Here is an 18,610-nt window from a genome sequence, read left to right on the forward strand (position 1 = left end):
GGCGTACTGATATTCAGGTGATGCCGGCCTGACCTGAATCTCAGTACACCCTAGACGCGACAACAAGCCGCCTTGGGCCTGGGCCTTCCGCGGCCAGCCGATCTCCCGGATTGCGCAATTTGCAGCGGTCGATCGACAGGCAGCCGCAGCCGATGCAGTCGGTCAGCCCATCGCGCAGTTTCTGCAACTGGTGAATCCGGCGGTCGAGATCGGCCGCCCATCTTTGCGACAGCTTATTCCAGTCGTCGCGGTTCGGCGTCCTGCCGCCGGGCAGCGAAGCAAGCGCGGCGCCGATCTCGGCAAGAGAAATGCCGACCTCCTGCGCCACCTTGATGATCGCCACCCTGCGCAGGACATCGCCGCCGTAGCGGCGCTGGTTGCCGCCGGTGCGGTGGCTTTCGATCAGCCCTTTCGCCTCGTAGAAGTGCAGGGCCGAAACCGCCACTCCGCTTCGGGTGGCGACCTGGCCTACCGTCAATTCCTTCGCCATGCCGATTTCCGCTTGACCTCAACTTAAGTCGAGGTTGTAGCAAGCTATCCCTGACGATGCAAACCGAAGGGAACTACGATGCTTTTGAATGTAAGGGTTGCCGTTGGCGTCCGCGCGTCCGGATGCGGAGCAGCCGCGTGGCGCATCGGCGTTCAATTCACGCTGTCTTCAGCCGATCTGCCTGATCGCTTCGCCGGCGGCCATCGCGGCGCTCAGCGCAACGTTGAGGCTGCGCCCGCCGCCCTTCATCGGTATCAGCAGGCGAGCGTCGGCGTTGTCGCGGACATGGTCCGGCACGCCGGCCGATTCGCGCCCGAACAGAAGTATGTCGCCATCGGCGAAGCTGAACGCGGTGTAGGGCAGGGCGGCTTTTGTCGAAAACAGCAGCAGCCGGCGCGCCTCACTCCGCCGCCATTCCTCGAAGCTCGCAAAGTCGACATGGCGGGTCAGGGCCGCCATTTCGAGATAATCCATGCCGGCGCGCCGGAGATTGCGGTCGGACAGGTCGAAACCTGCCGGCTCGATGATGTCGACTGTGAGCCCGAGACAGGCGGCCATGCGCAGGATCGTGCCGGTATTTCCGGCGATGTCCGGTTGGTAGAGCACGATGCGAATACCGTCGGCCAATATCGTCTCCCGCTAATAAGTGGCCATACAGCAACACCACCGGCGGTTTTGCCGATATGGCCGTCTTCCGCATGGTCAAGGCGGCCGAATGAGTCTATAGAGCCGCCATTGTCAACTCGAACCGAAGGAGGCGGACATGGAATTCATGATGACCATAGATATCCACCGCCCCATCCGCGGGCTCAGCGCCCTGGCGGTTTCGGTTCGACGCTTTACCTGACATTTCAAAGCCTCATCGTCTCGATTCCCGCCGGACCTTTTCATGGTTTCCGAAGGAATCTTGCTATGTCTTCCACTATCGACAAGGGCCAAAAGGCCCCCTCCGCACTTGAGCGCCGCCAGGGCCTGCGGGTCGTGGACGGTGCATCAGACCTGAGCCGGCAAAGGCTCGAGGCGTGGGAACTCGCTATCGGCGTTCGAAGTCCGGTGGCGCATCCGCCAGGCCGGGCTGCTCGCTCGCATCGGGGCAATCTTCCCGATATCGACATGTCGTTTGCGGTTCCGTTTCCGACCAAGCCATCGCGCGTCAGCATGGTCGCGGGATGGATACGGAACGTGTTCCGCGACCCGGCCAAGGAAGAGCGCCGTCACCCGCTTGTCAGGAGTCTCTGACAGCCGGGTCGGCGAAGCGGCCTCGACATCTTAAGATGTCGGGGTCGAATCTCCGCTGGAATCAGGCCGGCCAGTGTCCATCTTAGCTTCACGCCTGCACGGTTGGTGCGCAGCGGCATGAAGCGTCTTGAAAGACCGAGAAAAATGTTCCGCTGGTTTGAACATAAGCTCAATCCGTTTCCCCTTGAAGAACCGGTTGAGCCGCCGAATACGCTGGTCGCCTTCTGCCTGCACTATACGCGCGGCGCCTGGCCCTACATCATCGCCGCCGCGATCCTGATGTCGGCGATCGCGATCACCGAAGTCTGGATGTTCGCCTTCCTCGGAAACATCGTCGACTGGCTGTCGGTGCAGAATCGCGAGACTTTCCTGGAGACCGAGGGCTGGAAGCTCGCCGGCATGGCCTTCATCGTGCTGATCGCGTTACCGGGGACGGTGCTGTTGCATTCGCTGATTTCGCAGCAGACATTGATGGGCAACTACCCGATGCGCATCCGCTGGCAGGTGCACCGTTACCTGCTCAAGCAGTCGATGACGTTCTATCAGGATGAGTTCGCCGGCCGCATCGCCACGAAGCTGATGCAGACTGCGCTCGCCGTGCGCGAATGCATCATCAAGCTTATCGATGTCCTCAACTACGTTGTCGTCTATTTCCTCGGCATGCTGTTCATCGTCGGCTCGTCCGACTGGAGGCTGGCCGCGCCGCTCGCCGTCTGGCTTGTGTGCTACGTCGGGCTGCTGCGCTACTTCGTTCCGTATCTCGGCGCGGTTTCCCAGGAGCAAGCCGATGCCCGCTCAGTCATGACCGGCCGGGTGGTCGACAGCTACACCAACATTCAGACCGTGAAGCTGTTTTCCCATGCCAGGCGCGAGGCTTCCTTCGCACGGGAGGGCATGGCGACCTTCATGGACACGGTCTACCGCTCGATGCGGCTGGTGACGCAACTCTACGGGGCGCTCTACGTCATCAATGCGCTGCTGCTGTTCTCCGTCGGGGCGCTGTCGATCTGGCTGTGGCTCCACGAGGCGGTTACGATCGGAGCGGTCGCCGTCGCGATCGGCCTTGTCCTGCGGCTCTGGGGCATGTCGCAATGGATCATGTGGGAAATGTCCGGCCTGTTCGAGAATATCGGCACGGTGCAGGACGGCATCGGCTCGATCTCGCTGCCACGCCTTGTCGAAGACAGGCCGGGGGCGAAGGACATCGAAGTCACCAATGGCGAGATCGAATTCGAGAAAGTCCGGTTCCACTACGGCAAGCGCAAGGGCGTTATCGAAGACCTGTCGCTCAAGGTTCGTCCCGGCGAGAAGGTCGGCATTGTGGGGCGATCGGGCGCCGGCAAGTCGACGCTGGTGAATTTGCTCCTGCGCTTCTACGATCTGGAGAATGGGTGCATCCTGATCGACGGTCACGATATTGCGACCGTCACCCAGGACAGCCTGCGCGCCAATATCGGGGTGGTGACGCAGGATACCTCGCTGCTCCACCGTTCCGTGCGCGACAACATTCTCTACGGCCGGCCCGATGCCACCGAGGAGATGATGGTGGAAGCCGCCCGGCGCGCCGAGGCGTTGGACTTCATCAAGAGCCTTTCCGATCCGAAGGGGCGCAAGGGGTTCGACGCGCATGTCGGCGAGCGCGGCGTCAAGCTGTCGGGCGGCCAGCGGCAGCGCGTCGCGATTGCCCGCGTGATGCTCAAGGACGCGCCGATCCTGATACTCGACGAGGCGACATCGGCGCTCGACTCTGAGGTCGAGGCAGCGATCCAGGAGAACCTCTATCGGCTGATGGAGGGGAAGACGGTGATCGCGATCGCGCACCGACTCTCGACCATCGCCGCGATGGACCGGCTCGTCGTCATGGACGAGGGACATATTGTCGAGGACGGCACGCATGAGGAATTGCTCGCCCGCGGCGGCCTCTACCGGCAATTGTGGCAGAGGCAGTCCGGCGGGTTCCTTCTGGACGGCGATCAGGCGGAGCCGACTGTCCTCAAAGGGCAGGCCGCGGAGTGAAGCCGGGCGAACACTGGCCATGCGCTTCTTCGCGGGATTTTCCCGGCGGCCTTCCTATATTGGTTCAGCCGGGCGGCGGGCCGGCATGGCGAATGGCGAGAATGAATGGCTGACGAGGGATTTCGCAACAGGCTGTGGCAACGCTTCGAGGGAGCGGTGGATCCTTTCCAGGACACCGACCGGGAAGTGCTGCCGGCGAGCGCGTGGCGGTTCATCCTTTATTTCGCCCGGCAGGCGACGGGGCCGTTCGCCCTCCTGCTGATCGTCGGCGGCGCCGCGGGCGCGGTCGACGCGGCACTCTACTGGTCGGTCGGCTGGCTGATCGACCTGCTCGACAATTCCAATCCACAGACGCTGTTTGCGGATCATTGGCCCGAACTCGCAGCCCTGCTAGCGCTTTTGCTGGTGGTTCGAACGGTGGTGATGATCGCTTCGGCGGTCGTCGAGCAGCAGATCGTGGTGCCGGGCTTTTATTCGATGGTGCGCTGGCAGGCTTTTCGCCGCGTCATCGAGCAGCCCTACGATTTCTACCAGAACGATTTTGCGGGGCGCATCGCCACCAAGATCATGCAGGGTGGCGAGGCGGTCGGCGACTTCATCGTCAACATCCTGCAGACGATGTGGTCGTTCCTGACTTTCGTTGTCCTGGCGATCACAATATTGGTTTCGGTCGACCCGATGATGGGCCTGGTCGTCGCCCTGTGGTTCGCCGGATACGCCTCGATTGTCTATTTCCTGCTGCCCGAAATGCGCAGCGCCGGCCGCGCCACGGCGGACGAACGCTCGATCTTCAACGGCCGTCTGGTCGACGCCTTCACCAACATCATGGCCGTCAAGCTCTTCGACAGCGGGCGGCGCGAGCACGCTTATGTGCGCGACGGGCTGGAGCGCTTCCTGCGCGCGGTGATGCGGCTGACACGCGCCGTCACAACGGTCCGCGCCTCCGTCGCCATCATCAACGGCGCGATGATGAGCGCGATTGCGGCGATCTGCATCTACAAGTTCACTGCAGGCGGAATTTCGACCGGCGCCATCGCCGCGGCGCTGGGCCTGGTCTTCAGGCTCAACCAGATGTCGGGCTGGATGATGTTCAACATAAACGGCCTGATCCGCAATTACGCCACCGTGCAGGATGCGACGCGGACGATCTCGGTAAGGCCGGCCATCCGCGACGCGCCCGATGCGAAGGTGATGCCGCGCGCCAAGGGCGACATCAGGTTCGAGAACGTCTCCTTCCACTACGGCAAGGGCGGCGGCATCATCGAAAACCTCAACCTTCATATCCGGCCGGGCGAGCGCGTGGCGCTGGTCGGCCCGTCGGGCGCCGGCAAGACCACCATCGTCAATCTGGCGCTGCGGTTGTTCGACGTGGAGGCGGGGCGCATCCTGATCGACGGCCAGGATGTTCGTTCGGTGACGCAGGGATCGCTGCGCGAGCAGTTCGGCGTCGTCAGCCAGGACGCAATGCTGATGCACCGCTCGATCCGCGACAATATCGGCTACGGCCGGGCGGGAGCCGGACAGGCCGATGTCGAGGATGCGGCGCGGCGCTCCGAAGCGCACGAATTTATCCGGGGCATTTCCGATCCGAAGGGCCGCCGGGGCTACGACGCGCATGTCGGCGAACGTGGCGTCAAGCTTTCAGGCGGCCAGCGCCAGCGCGTCGCCATTGCGCGCATGATGCTCAAGGACGCGCCGATCCTGATCCTCGACGAGGCGACCTCGGCGCTCGATTCGGAAATCGAGGCAGCGATCCAGGACAATCTCTACCGGCTGATGGAAGGCAAGACCGTCATCGCCATCGCACACCGCCTGTCGACGATCGCGGCGCTCGACCGGCTGATCGTGCTCGACAAGGGACGGATCGTCGAGGAGGGGACGCATGATGCGCTGATCGCGCGCGGCGGCCTTTACGCGCAGCTCTGGAAGCGGCAATCCGGCGGCTTCCTGGCCAATCAGTTGGCGGCGGAATAGGTTTGCCGCGATATGTCTGCCCGGCTGCCTGAAAATTTCGCTTCTTCCCTCGCTGCAGAGACCAGCCTCAGTGCGGTCGACCAGGAGATATTGGCCGAAAAGGCGACCTCCCTCGGCAATGCCGGCCGCAAGGTCGAGACGTGCCTGGAAAAGCTCCGTTCGCACCGGGGAGACAGCGAAACGCGTATGGCGCTGGTCATGAGCACAGCCGATGCCGTCTATGCGTATTTCGTGCAGCGCGAGCTCTGCGGATTCCGCCGCCACGACGACATCATCCGCGACTACGCAATACCGCGGGAAGTGCTGGTCAGGCTGGGCGCGAGGTAGGCCGGAGCGGCAGCGCCGCTGTTCAGCACAGATACGGCCGGTCCGCACATGCCTTGCCAGCGCCGAAATAGGCTTGAACCGGGCCCCGTATCGCGGCCCCGCGACAATCTGCCGTCACCCCCTTGCACCGTCTGGACATAAGCGGGCTTCACGCATAAACCGATGCCGAATGCCGGATGGGTCGACCAGCCCGTCGCCCATGCGCAGACGGTGCCAGACCGACGGAGCAAGATCTGGCTCCAGCCGGCATAAAGTAAGGCGAAAGGATCATAGTCCCGTGAGCGCAACCGACACGACCGCGACCGAGCCGACCCGCCGGGATTTCCTCTACGTGGCCACCGGCATGGCCGGAGTGGTCGGCGTGGGCGCCGTTACCTGGCCCTTCATCGACCAGATGCGCCCGGACGCTTCGACGCTGGCGCTCGCAACGATCGAGGTTGACGTGTCGTCGCTCCAGCCCGGCATGTCGCTGACGGCCAAGTGGCGGGGCCGACCGGTCTTCATCCGCAACCGCACGCCGGAAGAGATCGAGGCGGCGAAGGCGGTTTCGCTGGACGAACTCAAGGATCCGGTTGCGCGCAACGCCAATATCGCCGGCGATGCGCCGGCCACCGACCTCGACCGCTCCGCGGGCGAAGGCAAGGAAAACTGGATTGTCATGGTCGGCGTGTGCACCCATCTCGGCTGCGTTCCGCTCGGCCAGCAGGGTGATTTCGGCGGCTGGTTCTGCCCTTGCCACGGGTCGCATTACGATACGGCCGGCCGCGTCCGCAAAGGTCCGGCGCCGGAAAACCTGGCCATTCCGACATTCCAGTTCGTTTCCGACACCACGATCCGGATCGGCTGAGGTTTCTGGGGGATAATCATGAGCGGTGGACACTCGACTTACACGCCGAAAACGGGCCTTGGCCGCTGGGTCGATGCACGCATGCCTTTGCCGCGCCTGGTGTACGATTCGTTCGTCTCCTACCCGGTGCCGCGCAACCTGAACTACGCCTACACGTTCGGCGGCATTCTGGCGATCATGCTGGTAGCGCAGATACTCACGGGCGTTGTGCTGGCCATGCACTACACTGCGGAAACCACGCTCGCCTTCGCATCGGTCGAAAAGATCATGCGCGACGTGAATTCGGGTTGGCTTCTGCGCTACCTGCACTCAAACGGCGCGTCGTTCTTCTTCATCGCGGTCTACATCCACATTTTCCGCGGGCTCTACTACGGCTCGTACAAGGCGCCGCGCGAGCTGCTCTGGATTCTCGGCTGCATCATCTATCTGCTGATGATGGCTACGGGCTTCATGGGCTATGTGCTGCCCTGGGGCCAGATGAGCTTCTGGGGCGCGACCGTCATCACGGGCTTCTTCACGGCGATCCCGCTGGTCGGCGACTGGATCCAGCAATTGCTGCTGGGCGGCTTTGCGGTCGACAATCCGACGCTCAACCGTTTCTTTTCGCTTCATTATCTGCTGCCGTTCATGATCGCCGGCGTCGTCGTCCTCCACGTTTGGGCGCTGCACGTTACCGGGCAGACCAACCCGACCGGCATCGAGGTCAAGTCCAAGACCGACACGCTGCCCTTCACGCCTTATGCGACCCTGAAGGACGCGTTCGGCATGCTGGTCTTCCTGCTCGTGTTCGCGTACTTCCTCTTCTACATCCCCAATTATCTGGGCCATCCCGACAATTACATCATCGCCGATCCGCTGAAGACGCCGGCGCACATCGTGCCCGAATGGTATTACCTGCCATTCTACGCGATCCTGCGCGCCATCACCTTCAGTATCGGTCCGATCGATTCCAAGCTCGGCGGTGTGCTTGCAATGTTCGGCGCCATCGCGGTGCTGTTCTTCGTGCCGTGGCTCGATACGTCGAAGGTGCGCTCGGCCGTCTACCGCCCCTGGTACAAGCTGTTCTTCTGGCTCTTCGTAGCGAACGCGCTGTTCCTGGGTTGGCTCGGCTCGCGTCCGGCGGAAGGCGCCTATGTGGTGATGTCGCAGGTTTCGACGCTTTATTATTTCGGCTTCTTCTTCGTCATCATGCCGGTTCTCGGTTTTATCGAGACGCCGCGGCGCCTGCCGAACTCGATCACCGAAGCGGTGCTTAAGAAGAACAAGATGGGTGGCGCCGCGCATCTGGCGCACGCGCCCGCGTCGCCGGAAATCAAAGGCTAGTTGAGAATCTTGAGAGGGACTTTTGGAATGAAAAAGATTCTCAACGGTCTTGCCGTGGCGGGCTTCGTGCTGGCCGGCGCGCTCGGCGCAGCCACCGCGCAGGAGGAGCACAGCGAGACAGAGCCCACGCACTTCCCGATCCACAAGCCGGAGGAGCAGAGCTGGTCGTTCGCAGGGCCTTTCGGCACCTACAACAAGGCTCAGTTGCAGCGCGGGCTGAAGGTTTACAAGGAGGTCTGTTCGGCCTGCCACTCGATGGAGCTGGTTGCGTTCCGCACGCTCGAAGGGCTCGGCTATTCGGAGGCCCAGGTTAAGGCGCTTGCCGCCGAATACGAGGCAACCGACGGACCGAATGCCGACGGCGAGATGTTTACGCGGCCGGCGCTGCCCTCGGACTATTTCCCGTCGCCCTTCCCCAACAAGGAAGCGGCAGCCGCCGCCAATAACGGCGCCGCGCCACCCGATTTCTCGCTGATCGCAAAGGCGCGCGGCGTCGAGCGCGGCTTTCCGCTGTTCGTGTTCGACATCTTCACGCAGTACGCCGAGGGTGGTCCCGACTATATCCACGCGCTGCTGACTGGCTATGAAGAAGAACCGCCGGCCGGCATGGAAATTGGGGAGGGCACCTACTACAATCCCTATTTCATCGCCGGCAAGTCGCTGGCCATGGCTCCACCGCTGTCGGACGGTCAGGTGACCTATGACGATGGGTCGCCCGAAACGGTCGACCAGTATGCCCGCGACGTCGCTGCGTTCCTGATGTGGGCGGCCGAGCCGCACCTCGAAGCGCGCAAGCAGACCGGCTTCAGCGTCATGGCTTTCATGATCCTGTTCACCGGCCTTGTTTATCTGACGAAGCGCAAGGTCTGGGCCGGCGTTGCGCATTGAGCGCTGGAAGCCCGATTTGTCGATGTTTAAAGGGCGCCTCTGAGCGCCCTTTCTTTCAAAGCAGCATGTTTGCGATTTGCCTCTCGCATGCAAGCCGGTCGAGGCTGCCAAGACCACCCAATCTGCGTGCAATTAAGTCATTGGGCAAGGTCGAGAATTTCAATCGAACCAAGCATTGCACATGTAAACCGGCAATTTCCAGGTCGCGTAACTCCACATCGCTCGGCCATTTCGATTCTTTGGCCGTCGTGATCATCGCGACGAGCGTTTGCCCGTTTGCCTCATTAAAGCTGCGGCCGGAAATGACCACCGCGGGCCTGCGCTTCCGAACTGGTATTTCGGCGAAGGGAAACGGAACCACCACGGTCTCGTATCGCTCACAGATCACGAAATGCTTCCTCGTCCTCCGGGCTGCTCCATTCTGAGAATAAGGCGGAATTGGCGGCTAGATAATCATCAGCCAAACGGGCTTCACGTAACTCTATGATCTCGCCCTTTCGCGTCTTGAACCACTCGTTCCAGACTGCCTTCATGGCGCCTTCCGGTCGAATAGCATTTGTTGGACGACCATCTCTGCCTGTTCGCATTCGCTTCCAGCGACCGACGACGCCATCGACGTCAAGGTTGATTTCCTCATCATCCTTCAGCCTCGCCAAGCGCTCGCGCATTTTCGGCCCGTCGATATGCTTGAACCAAATCGTATGGTCTTCGATCCTGGTCGAGGTTGCCATTCTTTGCTCCCAAGGGGTCGCGGAATTTTCAATGGACCCCTATATGACCCCTCAAGCCCCGTGCTGTCAACGGGTTATTAAATAATGCCGTGGACCCCCGTGAGACCCCCGTTGGTCCTTAATTTTTTGGCGAAGAAAGGTTGCGCTGATCTTGTTGCTCATTCAAGGATCGGCCAACCAAGATGGTGGCCCATGAAATCCTCTCTCGAAGACACGCTCCTTTCGGCGATCCGCGCCATTCCGGATTATCCCAAACCGGGGATCATGTTTCGCGACATCACCACTCTGCTCGGCAATGCGCGCGCGTTTCGCCGCGCCATCGACGAACTTGTGCATCCCTATGCAGGGACCAAGGTCGACAAGGTCGCCGGCATCGAGGCGCGGGGCTTCATCCTCGGCGGCGCGATCGCCCATCAGCTTTCATCCGGCTTCATCCCGATCCGCAAGAAGGGGAAACTGCCGCACGAGACCGTGCGCGTCGCCTACAGCCTTGAATACGGGCTGGACGAGATGGAAATGCACAAGGACGCTGTTGCGGCTGGCGAAAAGGTGATCCTCGTCGACGACCTGATCGCCACCGGCGGCACGGCGGATGGCGCTGTCAGGCTGCTGCGCCAGATGGGCGCCGACATCGTTGCGGCCTGCTTCATCATCGACCTGCCGGAGCTTGGCGGGCGCAGGAAACTGGAGGCGCTGGATGTGCCCGTCAGGACGCTGGTCGCGTACGAGGGCCACTGAAAAAGCGAATAGCGAGTAGCGAATAGGGAAGGCAGGGACTGTCTTCGATTCAATCGCAAGTACTCACACTCGCTACTCGCTACTCGCTACTCGCTACTTGCTATTCGCTATTCGCTACCTGCACCAGAACGGCGCTTTCGAATTCCAGCACCTTGTCGCCGGTCGAATCAAATGCATCGGCGCGGAGGGTCAGGAGCCGCCAGCCCGGACGCGAAGCGATAGGACGGTGCGCAATGCCGGTGCGGGTGAATGTGACGGTTTCGCCCGCATAGACGGGTTTCAGCCATTTCAGATTCTTGAAGCCGGGCGAGGGGCCGAATTCGGGACGCGGGCCGGGGCCCCGCCAGCGTCTGCCTTCCGTTTCCATGCCGGTCAGCAGATTGTATTTCATCCAGGTCGCCGCGGTATGCCAGCCGGACGCGCAGAGACCGCCGAAGACGCTGTTCTTCGCAGCGGCTTCGTCAACATGGAAAGGCTGCGGATCATATTTCCTGGCGAACGCCTTGATGGCGTCCGCTTCGAATTCGTGCGAGCCGAGCGCGGTTGTGACGCCGATGCCGAAAAACTCGTCAAGCGTCATGCGGCGATCTCGCGCTTCAGGAACATTCCGATGTTTTCGAGTTCGAACACCTGCTCGCCCTTCTGATTGAACAGTTCGTGCCGGCAGGTGACGAAGCCGAGGCTGGGCCTGGATTTCGACAGGCGCTTGGCAAGGACGGTGCTGCGGCCGGTCACCGTGTCGCCGGCAAGGACCGGTCTTTTCCAGCGGACATATTCGATGCCCGGCGCGCCCTGCGATGTCGAATCGAGCAGGAAGGCGTCGCACATCATCCGCATGAATATCGCGCATGTATGCCAGCCAGATGCGGACAGGCCGCCCAGAATACTGGCCTTGCCCGCTTCTTCGTCCAGATGCATCGGCTGGGCGTCGAACTCGCCCGCGAATTCGATGATCTCTTCGGCGGTCACAAGTTTTGAGCCGAGGTCGATGGAGGCGTCCTCGCGAAAATCCTCATAGGCCCACTTCTTGGCGGTCATGCCCGAAATCCTGTTCAGGTTTGAACTTTCATAATGACGGGATCGGCTCGAGGCGGCAAGCACATGTCGGCAAAAGCCTTGAGCCAGAGCCAGATTCGGGGTTCAGAGCCAGCCGCGGCGCTTGAAATACCAGAAGGGAAGAACCGCCGACACGACCATGAGCGCCAGCGCAAAAGGATAGCCCAGCAGCCATTTCAACTCAGGCATGACATCGAAGTTCATGCCGTAGACCGAAGCGACGAGCGTGGGTGGCAGGAAGACGACCGCGGCGACGGAGACGATCTTGATGATGGCATTTTGCTCGATATTGATCATGCCCAGCGTCGCGTCGAGCAGGAACGTGATCTTCTGCGACAGGAAGGACGCGTGATCGGAAAGCGACGACACGTCACGTGACAGCGTTTTCACCCTGGCGCGCAAGTCCTTATCGTTCTTCCGCGACACCATCACCTGACCGAAGAAGCCGGAAAGCCGCTGGAGCGAGAGAAGGCTGTCCTGAATATTTGACACCAAATCCTCCTTGCGCCCGATGCGGCGCAGGATGATTTGAAAACCCAGGTCGCGCTTTGATGCCTTTTTCTCGGCGGGGTGAAAAATATCGTGTGAGATTTCTATGACTTCGCTGCCCGCCCGCTCGAGCACGTCGGCGAGGCGGTCGACGATTGCCTCTAGCAGGGCGACCAGGATGGTTTCGCCATTGGTGCAGCCGATGTCAGCTTTCTCCGCTCTCATCGGGAATGTATGGAAGGCGCGCGGCTCATGATAGCGCACGGTGATCAGCCTGTTTTGGGAAAGCACGAACGTCACAGGCGACATGACAGGCCGGTCGCCGTCGGCATGCGCGGGCAGCGTCGCGGTCATGAAGAATGCGCCGTTCTCGATGTAGAGCCGCGAGGATATCTCGATCTCCTGCATCTCCTCGCGCGTCGGAATGCCGACGCCGATCCAGTTTTCGATCGTCGCCTCTTCTTCCTTGGTCGGTTCGAGAAGATCCGCCCAGACGACCCGTTCCTTGTTCGCCAGAAGGTTATCGACGGCGTGCAGCCGCTCATTGTCGACGACGAATGCCTTGATCATCGCCAGGTCTCCTTGCTTCGACCGAGGGCCGCGTCAATGGACGCGGAGTTCGCTACGTATTGAACTTGAACAGCATGACATCGCCGTCCTGCACGACATATTCCTTGCCCTCGTCGCGCGCTTTGCCGGCTTCCTTCGCCGCCACTTCGCCGCCGAGCGTCACGAAATCATTGTAGGCGATTGTCTGCGCACGAATGAAGCCGCGCTCGAAATCCGTATGGATGACGCCGGCCGCCTGCGGCGCCTTGGCGCCCTTGTGGACGGTCCAGGCGCGAGTCTCCTTCGGCCCCACGGTGAAGAAGGTGATGAGCTGCAGCAACTCGTAGCCGGCGCGGATGAGCTTATCGAGGCCCGGCTCCTCCAGGCCGAGATCGGCCAGGAATTCCTTGGCCTCGTCATCGGCAAGCTGCGCCACCTCGGCTTCGATCGCCGCCGAAATGACCACCGTGCGCGCGCCCTGGCCGGCCGCCATTTTCTCGACAGCGCGGGTGTGCTCGTTGCCCGTTGCGGCATCGGCCTCGGAGACGTTGCAGACATAGAGAACCGGGTGCGAGGTAAGGAGATTGAGGCCCTGCAGGATGGCCAGATCCTCGGCCCCGATCCCGTCGAGCAGGATGCGCGTGGGCTTGCCGTCCTGCAGCAGCGCCAAAGCCTGCTCCATCATCGGCAGAACCGTCAGCGCTTCCTTGTCCTTGCCGCTGGCGCGCTTGCGGAACTGGATGATGCGGCGTTCCAGGCTTTCAAGGTCGGCGAGCATCAGCTCGGTCTCGACGGTCTCGGCGTCGGCGACAGGATCGATCCTGCCTTCGACGTGGGCGATGTCGTCATCCTCGAAACAGCGCAGCACATGCACGATGGCGTCGACCTCTCGTATGTTGGCCAGGAACTGGTTGCCCAGCCCTTCGCCCTTCGACGCCCCGCGCACCAGGCCGGCAATATCGACGAAGGAAATGCGGGTCGGGATGATCTCCTTCGACTTGCCGGCGGCCGCCAGCTTCTGCAGCCGCGGATCGGGCACCGCGACTTCGCCGGTATTTGGCTCGATCGTGCAGAACGGATAATTGGCCGCCTGCGCGGCGGCTGTCCGCGTCAGTGCGTTGAAAAGCGTCGATTTGCCCACGTTGGGCAAACCAACGATGCCGCATTTGAAACCCATGATTTGTAGTCCTAGCGATCCGAGAGAATTTGATCAGGGCTATGGGCGAAAGAATTGATGATCGTCAACCCTTGGATTGCCTGCCCATCCTGCAAGGGAAAGAATAGCAACCGACCATTGCCTCGCTACTCTTTGCTACCAAAGAGCCTTTTCAGCATCGCGGCCATCGGCCCCGTCTCGGGAGCCTTGACGGCAGGCGCTTGCTGACGCGCCTGGCGTATGTGGCTCTGCTGTTTCGGGGCAGGGCGGTCCGGCTCCGGCTTCGCCTTGCCGCCGCCGGAGACGGCAAGGCTGACCTTGTTCATGAAACTTGAATCGTCGCCTTTGACCAGGAGTTCGGCGCTGCCTGCGATTGCGTCCAATAGGGGTTCCAGCCACTCCTTGTCGGCTTTGGCGAAGTCGCCCAGCACGTGCGGCGAGACCAGTTCCTTGACGCCGGGATGGCCGATGCCGATGCGCACGCGGCGATAGTCTTTCCCGATATGCTGGTCCAGCGAACGGATGCCGTTGTGGCCGCCCGCGCCGCCGCCGACCTTCACGCGCACCTTGCCGGGAGCGAGGTCGATCTCGTCGTAAAAAACGGTCAGGGCCGAAGGTTCGAGCTTGTAGAACCGCATCGCCTCGCCGACCGACTGGCCGGACAGGTTCATATATGTCTGGGGCTTGATGAGGATGATCTTTTCGCCGTCGAGATTCCCTTCGGCGACCAGGCCCTGGAACTTCTTCGACCAAGGCGAAAAATTATGGCGGCGGGCAATCGCGTCCGCCGCCATGAAGCCGACATTGTGCCGGTAGTTGGCGTATTTCGCACCCGGATTGCCAAGACCAGCAAAGAGAAGCACGGTTTCGGCCTCCGGGTTGCGAGATTATTCCTCTTCGGCCGCTTCTTCTTCCGCCTCGGGAGCTGCCTCTTCGGCAGCTTCCGGCTTCATGGCAGAGGAGCTTGCGACGGTCGCGATGGTGAAGTCGCGGTCCGAGATGACCGGCTTGACGCCGGCCGGCAGCTTGACGGCCGAAATGTGGATCGAATCGCCGATATCGGTGCCGGTGAGATCGATCGTGATCGAGTCGGGGATCGCGTTAGCCGGGCAATGGAACTCGACTTCGTGGCGCACGACGTTAAGAACGCCGCCGCGCTTGATGCCGGGCGACTTCTCTTCATTGATGAAGTGGACCGGCACGTTGACGTTGACCTCGGTGTCCTTGCCGATGCGTAGGAAATCGACATGCATCGGGAAGTCGCGGACGGGGTCGAGCTGATAGTCCTTGGGCAGGACCTGGATCTTCTTGCCGCCGACGTCGATCGTGGCGATGGTGGTCAGAAAACCGCCGCCGTGGATCTTGTAGTAGACGTCCTTATAGGACAGGGCGATCGCCAGGGGAGGCTGCTTGTCGCCGTAGATGACTGCAGGCACTTTACCGTTGCGGCGAACTTCACGGGCGGACCCCTTACCGACCTGTTCGCGTGCTTCGGCCTTGAGCTCGTAAGTGTCGTGGCTCATGGCATTTCCTTTCGGGTTTACTGGAGCGTCTGCGGCGGGCGGTTGCCCGGTCCCCAAACGTCGAAAGCCGCCGGATGAGGCGGCCTTCCGCCGCGTTGCCTCCAAGGGTGTCTACGCGGGTGGCGGCTCTATAGCCGAAGGCGATCCGGAGCGCAAGTTTGTGCAGAATTCCGTCTCTATTGCGGCTGGACGAAAATAATTTGGGACATCGGGAACCTTGTTGGAGGCGGCGCGTTCCCGACCGCTAACGTTTGTAGTTGAAGCTTCAACGTGGGCACGGACCGGCGGTCGCGACACCCAAGCCCCCCGCCCAGCGATCGTCGGTCCATCCCCCAAACCGTCCTGAAATCACCGCCTTCGCGCTGCCGCGAAGTTGCCGCTCTCGCTACACCGGCCGCAGAATTCTACGAAGCTACGATTTCGGCCGCTTCTTCTTCGCCTTCTTCGGTGGAGGCGTGCCGGCGGAAGCTTCCGGCCGTGACTTGCTCTTCGGCTTGAACTTTCCTTTTTTCGCGCTGTTCCACGAGGAGGGCGCGGCTTCGCTGGACGGCTCGGTTTTGGTTGGGGCCTTGCCGTCGAGACGCTGGATAGTGACGCCCTTTTCGCCGGTGCCGTTTTCCCTGACCGCAGCCCAGAAGCTTTCCGCCTTGTCGCCGGCGATCTCGAACTGACTTTCCGTGTCGAGTATCTTGATCGAGCCCACGGCCCGCTTGGTGATGTGGCCGGCTTTGCAGATCATCGGCAGGAGCCAGCGCGGCTCGGCGCGGTGCTTGCGGCCGACCGAGACGCGAAACCAAACGCCGTTGGTAAAATCGCTGCGATCCCGTGGCGCGCTTTCCGGACGAGGCTCGCGTTGCCCGCGCTCGGCGAAGCTCGAAGGGGCGTCGAGAAGTTCTTCCGGGGCAGGCCGCGCCGCGAGTTGGAGGCGGAGATAGGCTGCGGCGATGTGCTCGGGGCTGTGGGCGTTCATCAGTTCCCTGACGAATGCGATTTCGTCCTCGGCGGGCGTCACCGACAGGGCCGGATCCTCGAGAATGCGCTCCTTGTTGTGCCTTTCAATGTCGCTTGCCGTCGGCGCGGGCACGGTGCGCGCCGTGAGCTTGGCCAGCTTCAGCACGCGCGCGGCGGCATTGCGCCGATGGTAGGGCACGATCAGCGTGCAGATGCCCTTGCGGCCGGCACGCCCGGTGCGCCCGCTGCGATGCAACAGCGTGTCGGGATTGGTCGGCATGTCGGCATGGATGACCAGGTCGAGATTGGGCAGGTCGATGCCACGGGCGGCGACGTCGGTCGCCACGCAGACGCGGGCGCGTCCGTCACGCATCGATTGCAGCGCGTTGGTGCGCTCGGCCTGACTGAGTTCTCCCGACAGCGCGACGACGGGGAAGCCGCGATTGCCAAGACGGCTGGCCAGGTGTTTCACGGCTTCGCGCGTGTGGCAAAAGACGATCGTGTTCTGTGAATCGAAAAACAGCAGCGTGTTGATGATTGCGTTCTCGCGGTCGGCCGGCGCGACCAGGATCTGCTGGTATTCGATGTCGCTGTGCTGGCTGCTTTCGCCCGTCGCCGTGATGCGCAGCGCGTCGCGCTGGAAGCGTTTTGCCAATTGTGCGATCTGGTTGGGAACGGTGGCGGAAAACATCAGCGTTCGCCGCTCGTCGGGCGCGGCGGCAAGAATGAATTCAAGGTCGTCGCGAAAACCCAGGTCGAGCATCTCGTCGGCTTCGTCGAGCACGACGGCGCGGAGTTCCGAAATATCGAGCGAGCCGCGCGTGATGTGATCGCGCAGGCGGCCGGGCGTACCGACGACGATATGCGCGCCGTCGGCGAGCGCCCGGCGTTCGGTACGCATGTCCATGCCGCCGACGCAGGAGCCGATGCGCGCTCCCGTCTCGCGGTAGAGCCATTCGAATTCGCGGCGAACCTGTATGGCCAGCTCGCGCGTCGGCGCAACGATCAGCGCCAGCGGCAGACCAGCCGGAGCAAATCGCGGCGAGCCGGCCAGAAGCGTCGGCGCGATGGCGATGCCGAACGCGACCGTCTTGCCCGAGCCGGTCTGCGCCGACACCAACAGGTCGGCGCTCTGCGCTTCCGCGCCGAGCATCGCGCTCTGCACGGGCGTCAGCCTGTCGTAGCCACGGGCCGCGAGCGCAGCCTTCAGCGGCGGCGCCATCGTGTCGAAGTCGGTCATGGAACGAACTTTCATTGTATATGTAGCGGCGGCTCAAATTTTGAGCATGGTGCGCAATCAGACAGTCAAGGCCTCTCCCTAAAGAGTTGGGCAGGGACCGGCAAGCCGTCAGCGAGGGTGCGGCTTTATAGCATTCGCCCTGAAATCGTCATTGAACATCGCCGCTGGCAGGGCTAAGGTACTGATATCGGGGGCATGGGTGGACTCCCCGCTGAGGCTTCGGCCCAAGTTCCGCCTTCGCTTGTTTATGCGGAGGAAAAACCATGCCTCGAAGAATCTCGGCCCAGGAACTTGTTGCGTTGACCGGCACAGACCGGTTTCCACATGTCGTCGACGTGAGGCGCGAAAGCGTTTTCAGGGGTTCCGGCAAGCGTATCGCCGGCGCGGTCCGGCGCGACCATCTGAAGACCGCCGAATGGCTGCCCGATTTTGCCGATGGCCGCCGGATCGTCGTCTACTGCATTCACGGCCACAATGTCAGCGAACTGGCCACCGCGCGCCTGGCAGCGGAAGGCGCGGATGTCGCCATGCTGGAGGGTGGCATGGAGGCCTATGAGGAGGCCGGCGGCGTCATGGTCACGCGCGACGGACCGGGCGTGGACGTCACCGCCGGCCCGAGCGTCTGGGTGACCAGGGAAAGGCCGAAGATCGATCGGATCGCCTGTCCCTGGCTTATCCGCCGCTTCATCGATCCGTTTGCGGTGTTCCACTTTGTAGCGGCGGAATGGGTAAAGGACGTGGCCGAAGAGATCGGCGGGATTCCCTATGACATCAAGGATGTGCACTATTCGCATCGCGGCGCGGAGTGCACCTTCGACACGCTGATTTCCGAGTTCGGGCTGGCCGACCCCGCCTTGCTTCACCTTGCAAGGATCGTGCGCGGCGCCGATACGGCGAGCCTGGAACTGGAGCCGCAGGCAGCCGGGCTTCTGGCGATCTCGCTCGGGCTCTCGGCGATCGAAGCGGACGATCTGGCGCAACTGGAAAAGGGAATGGTCATCTACGATGCGCTCTATGGCTGGTGCCGCCATGCCACCCAGGAAACGCACAATTGGCCGGTGAAGGCGGTATAG

General features: G+C 62.0%; 20 protein-coding genes. 9 read left to right on the forward strand and 11 right to left on the reverse strand.

Annotated elements, in window-relative coordinates:
* Nucleotides 1-40: 40 nt before the first annotated feature.
* Both soxR and G6N73_RS25105 read right to left on the reverse strand, forming a co-directional pair.
* A complete protein-coding gene (gene soxR, locus G6N73_RS25100) occupies nt 41-490 on the reverse strand; it encodes a redox-sensitive transcriptional activator SoxR (protein ID WP_165032631.1) in 450 nt (149 codons plus the stop codon).
* Nucleotides 491-658: 168 nt separating this feature from the next.
* A complete protein-coding gene (locus tag G6N73_RS25105) occupies nt 659-1,117 on the reverse strand; it encodes a tRNA (cytidine(34)-2'-O)-methyltransferase (RefSeq protein ID WP_165032633.1) in 459 nt (152 codons plus the stop codon).
* Between the two features lie 285 nt (nt 1,118-1,402).
* Between G6N73_RS25105 and G6N73_RS25110 the strand changes: the two genes are divergently transcribed.
* From G6N73_RS25110 to G6N73_RS25140, 7 genes are all read left to right on the forward strand, one after another.
* The gene (locus tag G6N73_RS25110) at nt 1,403-1,729 is read left to right on the forward strand and encodes a hypothetical protein (protein ID WP_165032635.1); all 327 of its coding nucleotides are present in this window, start codon (nt 1,403-1,405) and stop codon (nt 1,727-1,729) included.
* A 144-nt stretch (nt 1,730-1,873) separates the two neighbouring features.
* Nucleotides 1,874-3,745, forward strand: a complete 1,872-nt coding sequence (locus G6N73_RS25115) for an ABC transporter ATP-binding protein (RefSeq protein WP_165032637.1) — start codon at nt 1,874-1,876, stop codon at nt 3,743-3,745.
* Nucleotides 3,746-3,850: 105 nt separating this feature from the next.
* Nucleotides 3,851-5,719 carry an ABC transporter ATP-binding protein gene (locus G6N73_RS25120; protein ID WP_165032639.1) on the forward strand — a complete coding sequence of 623 codons (1,869 nt, stop codon included), beginning with the start codon at nt 3,851-3,853 and terminating at the stop codon, nt 5,717-5,719.
* Nucleotides 5,720-5,731: 12 nt separating this feature from the next.
* Complete coding sequence (locus G6N73_RS25125; protein ID WP_165032641.1) at nt 5,732-6,046, forward strand: DUF6665 family protein; 315 nt, start codon at nt 5,732-5,734, stop codon at nt 6,044-6,046.
* A 277-nt stretch (nt 6,047-6,323) separates the two neighbouring features.
* Nucleotides 6,324-6,893 (forward strand): ubiquinol-cytochrome c reductase iron-sulfur subunit, encoded by a 570-nt coding sequence (petA, locus tag G6N73_RS25130; RefSeq protein ID WP_165032643.1) that lies wholly within the window; start codon nt 6,324-6,326, stop codon nt 6,891-6,893.
* An 18-nt stretch (nt 6,894-6,911) separates the two neighbouring features.
* A complete protein-coding gene (locus G6N73_RS25135) occupies nt 6,912-8,216 on the forward strand; it encodes a cytochrome b (RefSeq protein ID WP_165032645.1) in 1,305 nt (434 codons plus the stop codon).
* Nucleotides 8,217-8,243: 27 nt separating this feature from the next.
* The gene (locus G6N73_RS25140) at nt 8,244-9,104 is read left to right on the forward strand and encodes a cytochrome c1 (protein WP_165032647.1); all 861 of its coding nucleotides are present in this window, start codon (nt 8,244-8,246) and stop codon (nt 9,102-9,104) included.
* Between the two features lie 55 nt (nt 9,105-9,159).
* Here the strand turns inward: G6N73_RS25140 and G6N73_RS25145 are convergent, their stop codons facing one another.
* Together G6N73_RS25145 and G6N73_RS25150 are read right to left on the reverse strand one after the other, a co-directional pair.
* The gene (locus G6N73_RS25145) at nt 9,160-9,492 is read right to left on the reverse strand and encodes a type II toxin-antitoxin system PemK/MazF family toxin (RefSeq protein ID WP_165032649.1); all 333 of its coding nucleotides are present in this window, start codon (nt 9,490-9,492) and stop codon (nt 9,160-9,162) included.
* The gene (locus tag G6N73_RS25150) at nt 9,482-9,835 is read right to left on the reverse strand and encodes a hypothetical protein (protein ID WP_165032651.1); all 354 of its coding nucleotides are present in this window, start codon (nt 9,833-9,835) and stop codon (nt 9,482-9,484) included. Before G6N73_RS25150 ends, G6N73_RS25145 begins: the two co-directional genes overlap by 11 nt.
* Before the next feature lie 192 nt (nt 9,836-10,027).
* Between G6N73_RS25150 and G6N73_RS25155 the strand changes: the two genes are divergently transcribed.
* Entirely contained in the window at nt 10,028-10,573 is a 546-nt protein-coding gene (locus G6N73_RS25155; RefSeq protein ID WP_165032653.1) for an adenine phosphoribosyltransferase, read from the forward strand.
* Nucleotides 10,574-10,673: 100 nt separating this feature from the next.
* Here the strand turns inward: G6N73_RS25155 and G6N73_RS25160 are convergent, their stop codons facing one another.
* From G6N73_RS25160 to G6N73_RS25190, 7 genes are all read right to left on the reverse strand, one after another.
* The gene (locus tag G6N73_RS25160) at nt 10,674-11,153 is read right to left on the reverse strand and encodes a MaoC family dehydratase (RefSeq protein WP_165032655.1); all 480 of its coding nucleotides are present in this window, start codon (nt 11,151-11,153) and stop codon (nt 10,674-10,676) included.
* Nucleotides 11,150-11,611 (reverse strand): MaoC family dehydratase, encoded by a 462-nt coding sequence (locus G6N73_RS25165; protein WP_165032657.1) that lies wholly within the window; start codon nt 11,609-11,611, stop codon nt 11,150-11,152. The genes G6N73_RS25160 and G6N73_RS25165 overlap by 4 nt, the downstream gene beginning before the upstream one ends.
* A 102-nt stretch (nt 11,612-11,713) precedes the next feature.
* A complete protein-coding gene (locus G6N73_RS25170; protein WP_165032659.1) occupies nt 11,714-12,688 on the reverse strand; it encodes a magnesium transporter CorA family protein in 975 nt (324 codons plus the stop codon).
* Between the two features lie 52 nt (nt 12,689-12,740).
* Entirely contained in the window at nt 12,741-13,844 is a 1,104-nt protein-coding gene (gene ychF / locus G6N73_RS25175) for a redox-regulated ATPase YchF (RefSeq protein ID WP_165032661.1), read from the reverse strand.
* 125 nt (nt 13,845-13,969) lie between these two features.
* Nucleotides 13,970-14,686: an aminoacyl-tRNA hydrolase gene (gene pth, locus G6N73_RS25180; RefSeq protein ID WP_165032663.1), complete on the reverse strand. Its 717-nt coding sequence runs from the start codon at nt 14,684-14,686 to the stop codon at nt 13,970-13,972.
* A 24-nt stretch (nt 14,687-14,710) separates the two neighbouring features.
* Nucleotides 14,711-15,346, reverse strand: a complete 636-nt coding sequence (locus G6N73_RS25185; protein ID WP_165032665.1) for a 50S ribosomal protein L25/general stress protein Ctc — start codon at nt 15,344-15,346, stop codon at nt 14,711-14,713.
* Between the two features lie 412 nt (nt 15,347-15,758).
* Nucleotides 15,759-17,537 carry a DEAD/DEAH box helicase gene (locus G6N73_RS25190; RefSeq protein WP_165032667.1) on the reverse strand — a complete coding sequence of 593 codons (1,779 nt, stop codon included), beginning with the start codon at nt 17,535-17,537 and terminating at the stop codon, nt 15,759-15,761.
* Between the two features lie 263 nt (nt 17,538-17,800).
* Between G6N73_RS25190 and G6N73_RS25195 the strand changes: the two genes are divergently transcribed.
* Entirely contained in the window at nt 17,801-18,610 is an 810-nt protein-coding gene (locus G6N73_RS25195) for a chromate resistance protein ChrB domain-containing protein (protein ID WP_165032669.1), read from the forward strand.

This window comes from Allomesorhizobium camelthorni (genome assembly GCF_011045125.1).
In the GTDB taxonomy this organism is placed as follows: domain Bacteria; phylum Pseudomonadota; class Alphaproteobacteria; order Rhizobiales; family Rhizobiaceae; genus Allomesorhizobium; species Allomesorhizobium camelthorni.

What these genes read in the sequence shown, in the direction of transcription:
- soxR (WP_165032631.1), bottom strand. Translation starts at nt 490, where the DNA reads ATGGCGAAGGAATTGACGGTAGGCCAGGTCGCCACCCGAAGCGGAGTG.
- G6N73_RS25110 (WP_165032635.1), top strand. Translation starts at nt 1,403, where the DNA reads ATGTCTTCCACTATCGACAAGGGCCAAAAGGCCCCCTCCGCACTTGAG.
- G6N73_RS25115 (WP_165032637.1), top strand. Translation starts at nt 1,874, where the DNA reads ATGTTCCGCTGGTTTGAACATAAGCTCAATCCGTTTCCCCTTGAAGAA.
- G6N73_RS25120 (WP_165032639.1), top strand. Translation starts at nt 3,851, where the DNA reads ATGGCTGACGAGGGATTTCGCAACAGGCTGTGGCAACGCTTCGAGGGA.
- G6N73_RS25125 (WP_165032641.1), top strand. Translation starts at nt 5,732, where the DNA reads ATGTCTGCCCGGCTGCCTGAAAATTTCGCTTCTTCCCTCGCTGCAGAG.
- G6N73_RS25135 (WP_165032645.1), top strand. Translation starts at nt 6,912, where the DNA reads ATGAGCGGTGGACACTCGACTTACACGCCGAAAACGGGCCTTGGCCGC.
- G6N73_RS25140 (WP_165032647.1), top strand. Translation starts at nt 8,244, where the DNA reads ATGAAAAAGATTCTCAACGGTCTTGCCGTGGCGGGCTTCGTGCTGGCC.
- G6N73_RS25150 (WP_165032651.1), bottom strand. Translation starts at nt 9,835, where the DNA reads ATGGCAACCTCGACCAGGATCGAAGACCATACGATTTGGTTCAAGCAT.
- G6N73_RS25155 (WP_165032653.1), top strand. Translation starts at nt 10,028, where the DNA reads ATGAAATCCTCTCTCGAAGACACGCTCCTTTCGGCGATCCGCGCCATT.
- G6N73_RS25160 (WP_165032655.1), bottom strand. Translation starts at nt 11,153, where the DNA reads ATGACGCTTGACGAGTTTTTCGGCATCGGCGTCACAACCGCGCTCGGC.
- G6N73_RS25165 (WP_165032657.1), bottom strand. Translation starts at nt 11,611, where the DNA reads ATGACCGCCAAGAAGTGGGCCTATGAGGATTTTCGCGAGGACGCCTCC.
- G6N73_RS25170 (WP_165032659.1), bottom strand. Translation starts at nt 12,688, where the DNA reads ATGATCAAGGCATTCGTCGTCGACAATGAGCGGCTGCACGCCGTCGAT.
- ychF (WP_165032661.1), bottom strand. Translation starts at nt 13,844, where the DNA reads ATGGGTTTCAAATGCGGCATCGTTGGTTTGCCCAACGTGGGCAAATCG.
- G6N73_RS25185 (WP_165032665.1), bottom strand. Translation starts at nt 15,346, where the DNA reads ATGAGCCACGACACTTACGAGCTCAAGGCCGAAGCACGCGAACAGGTC.
- G6N73_RS25190 (WP_165032667.1), bottom strand. Translation starts at nt 17,537, where the DNA reads ATGACCGACTTCGACACGATGGCGCCGCCGCTGAAGGCTGCGCTCGCG.
- G6N73_RS25195 (WP_165032669.1), top strand. Translation starts at nt 17,801, where the DNA reads ATGCCTCGAAGAATCTCGGCCCAGGAACTTGTTGCGTTGACCGGCACA.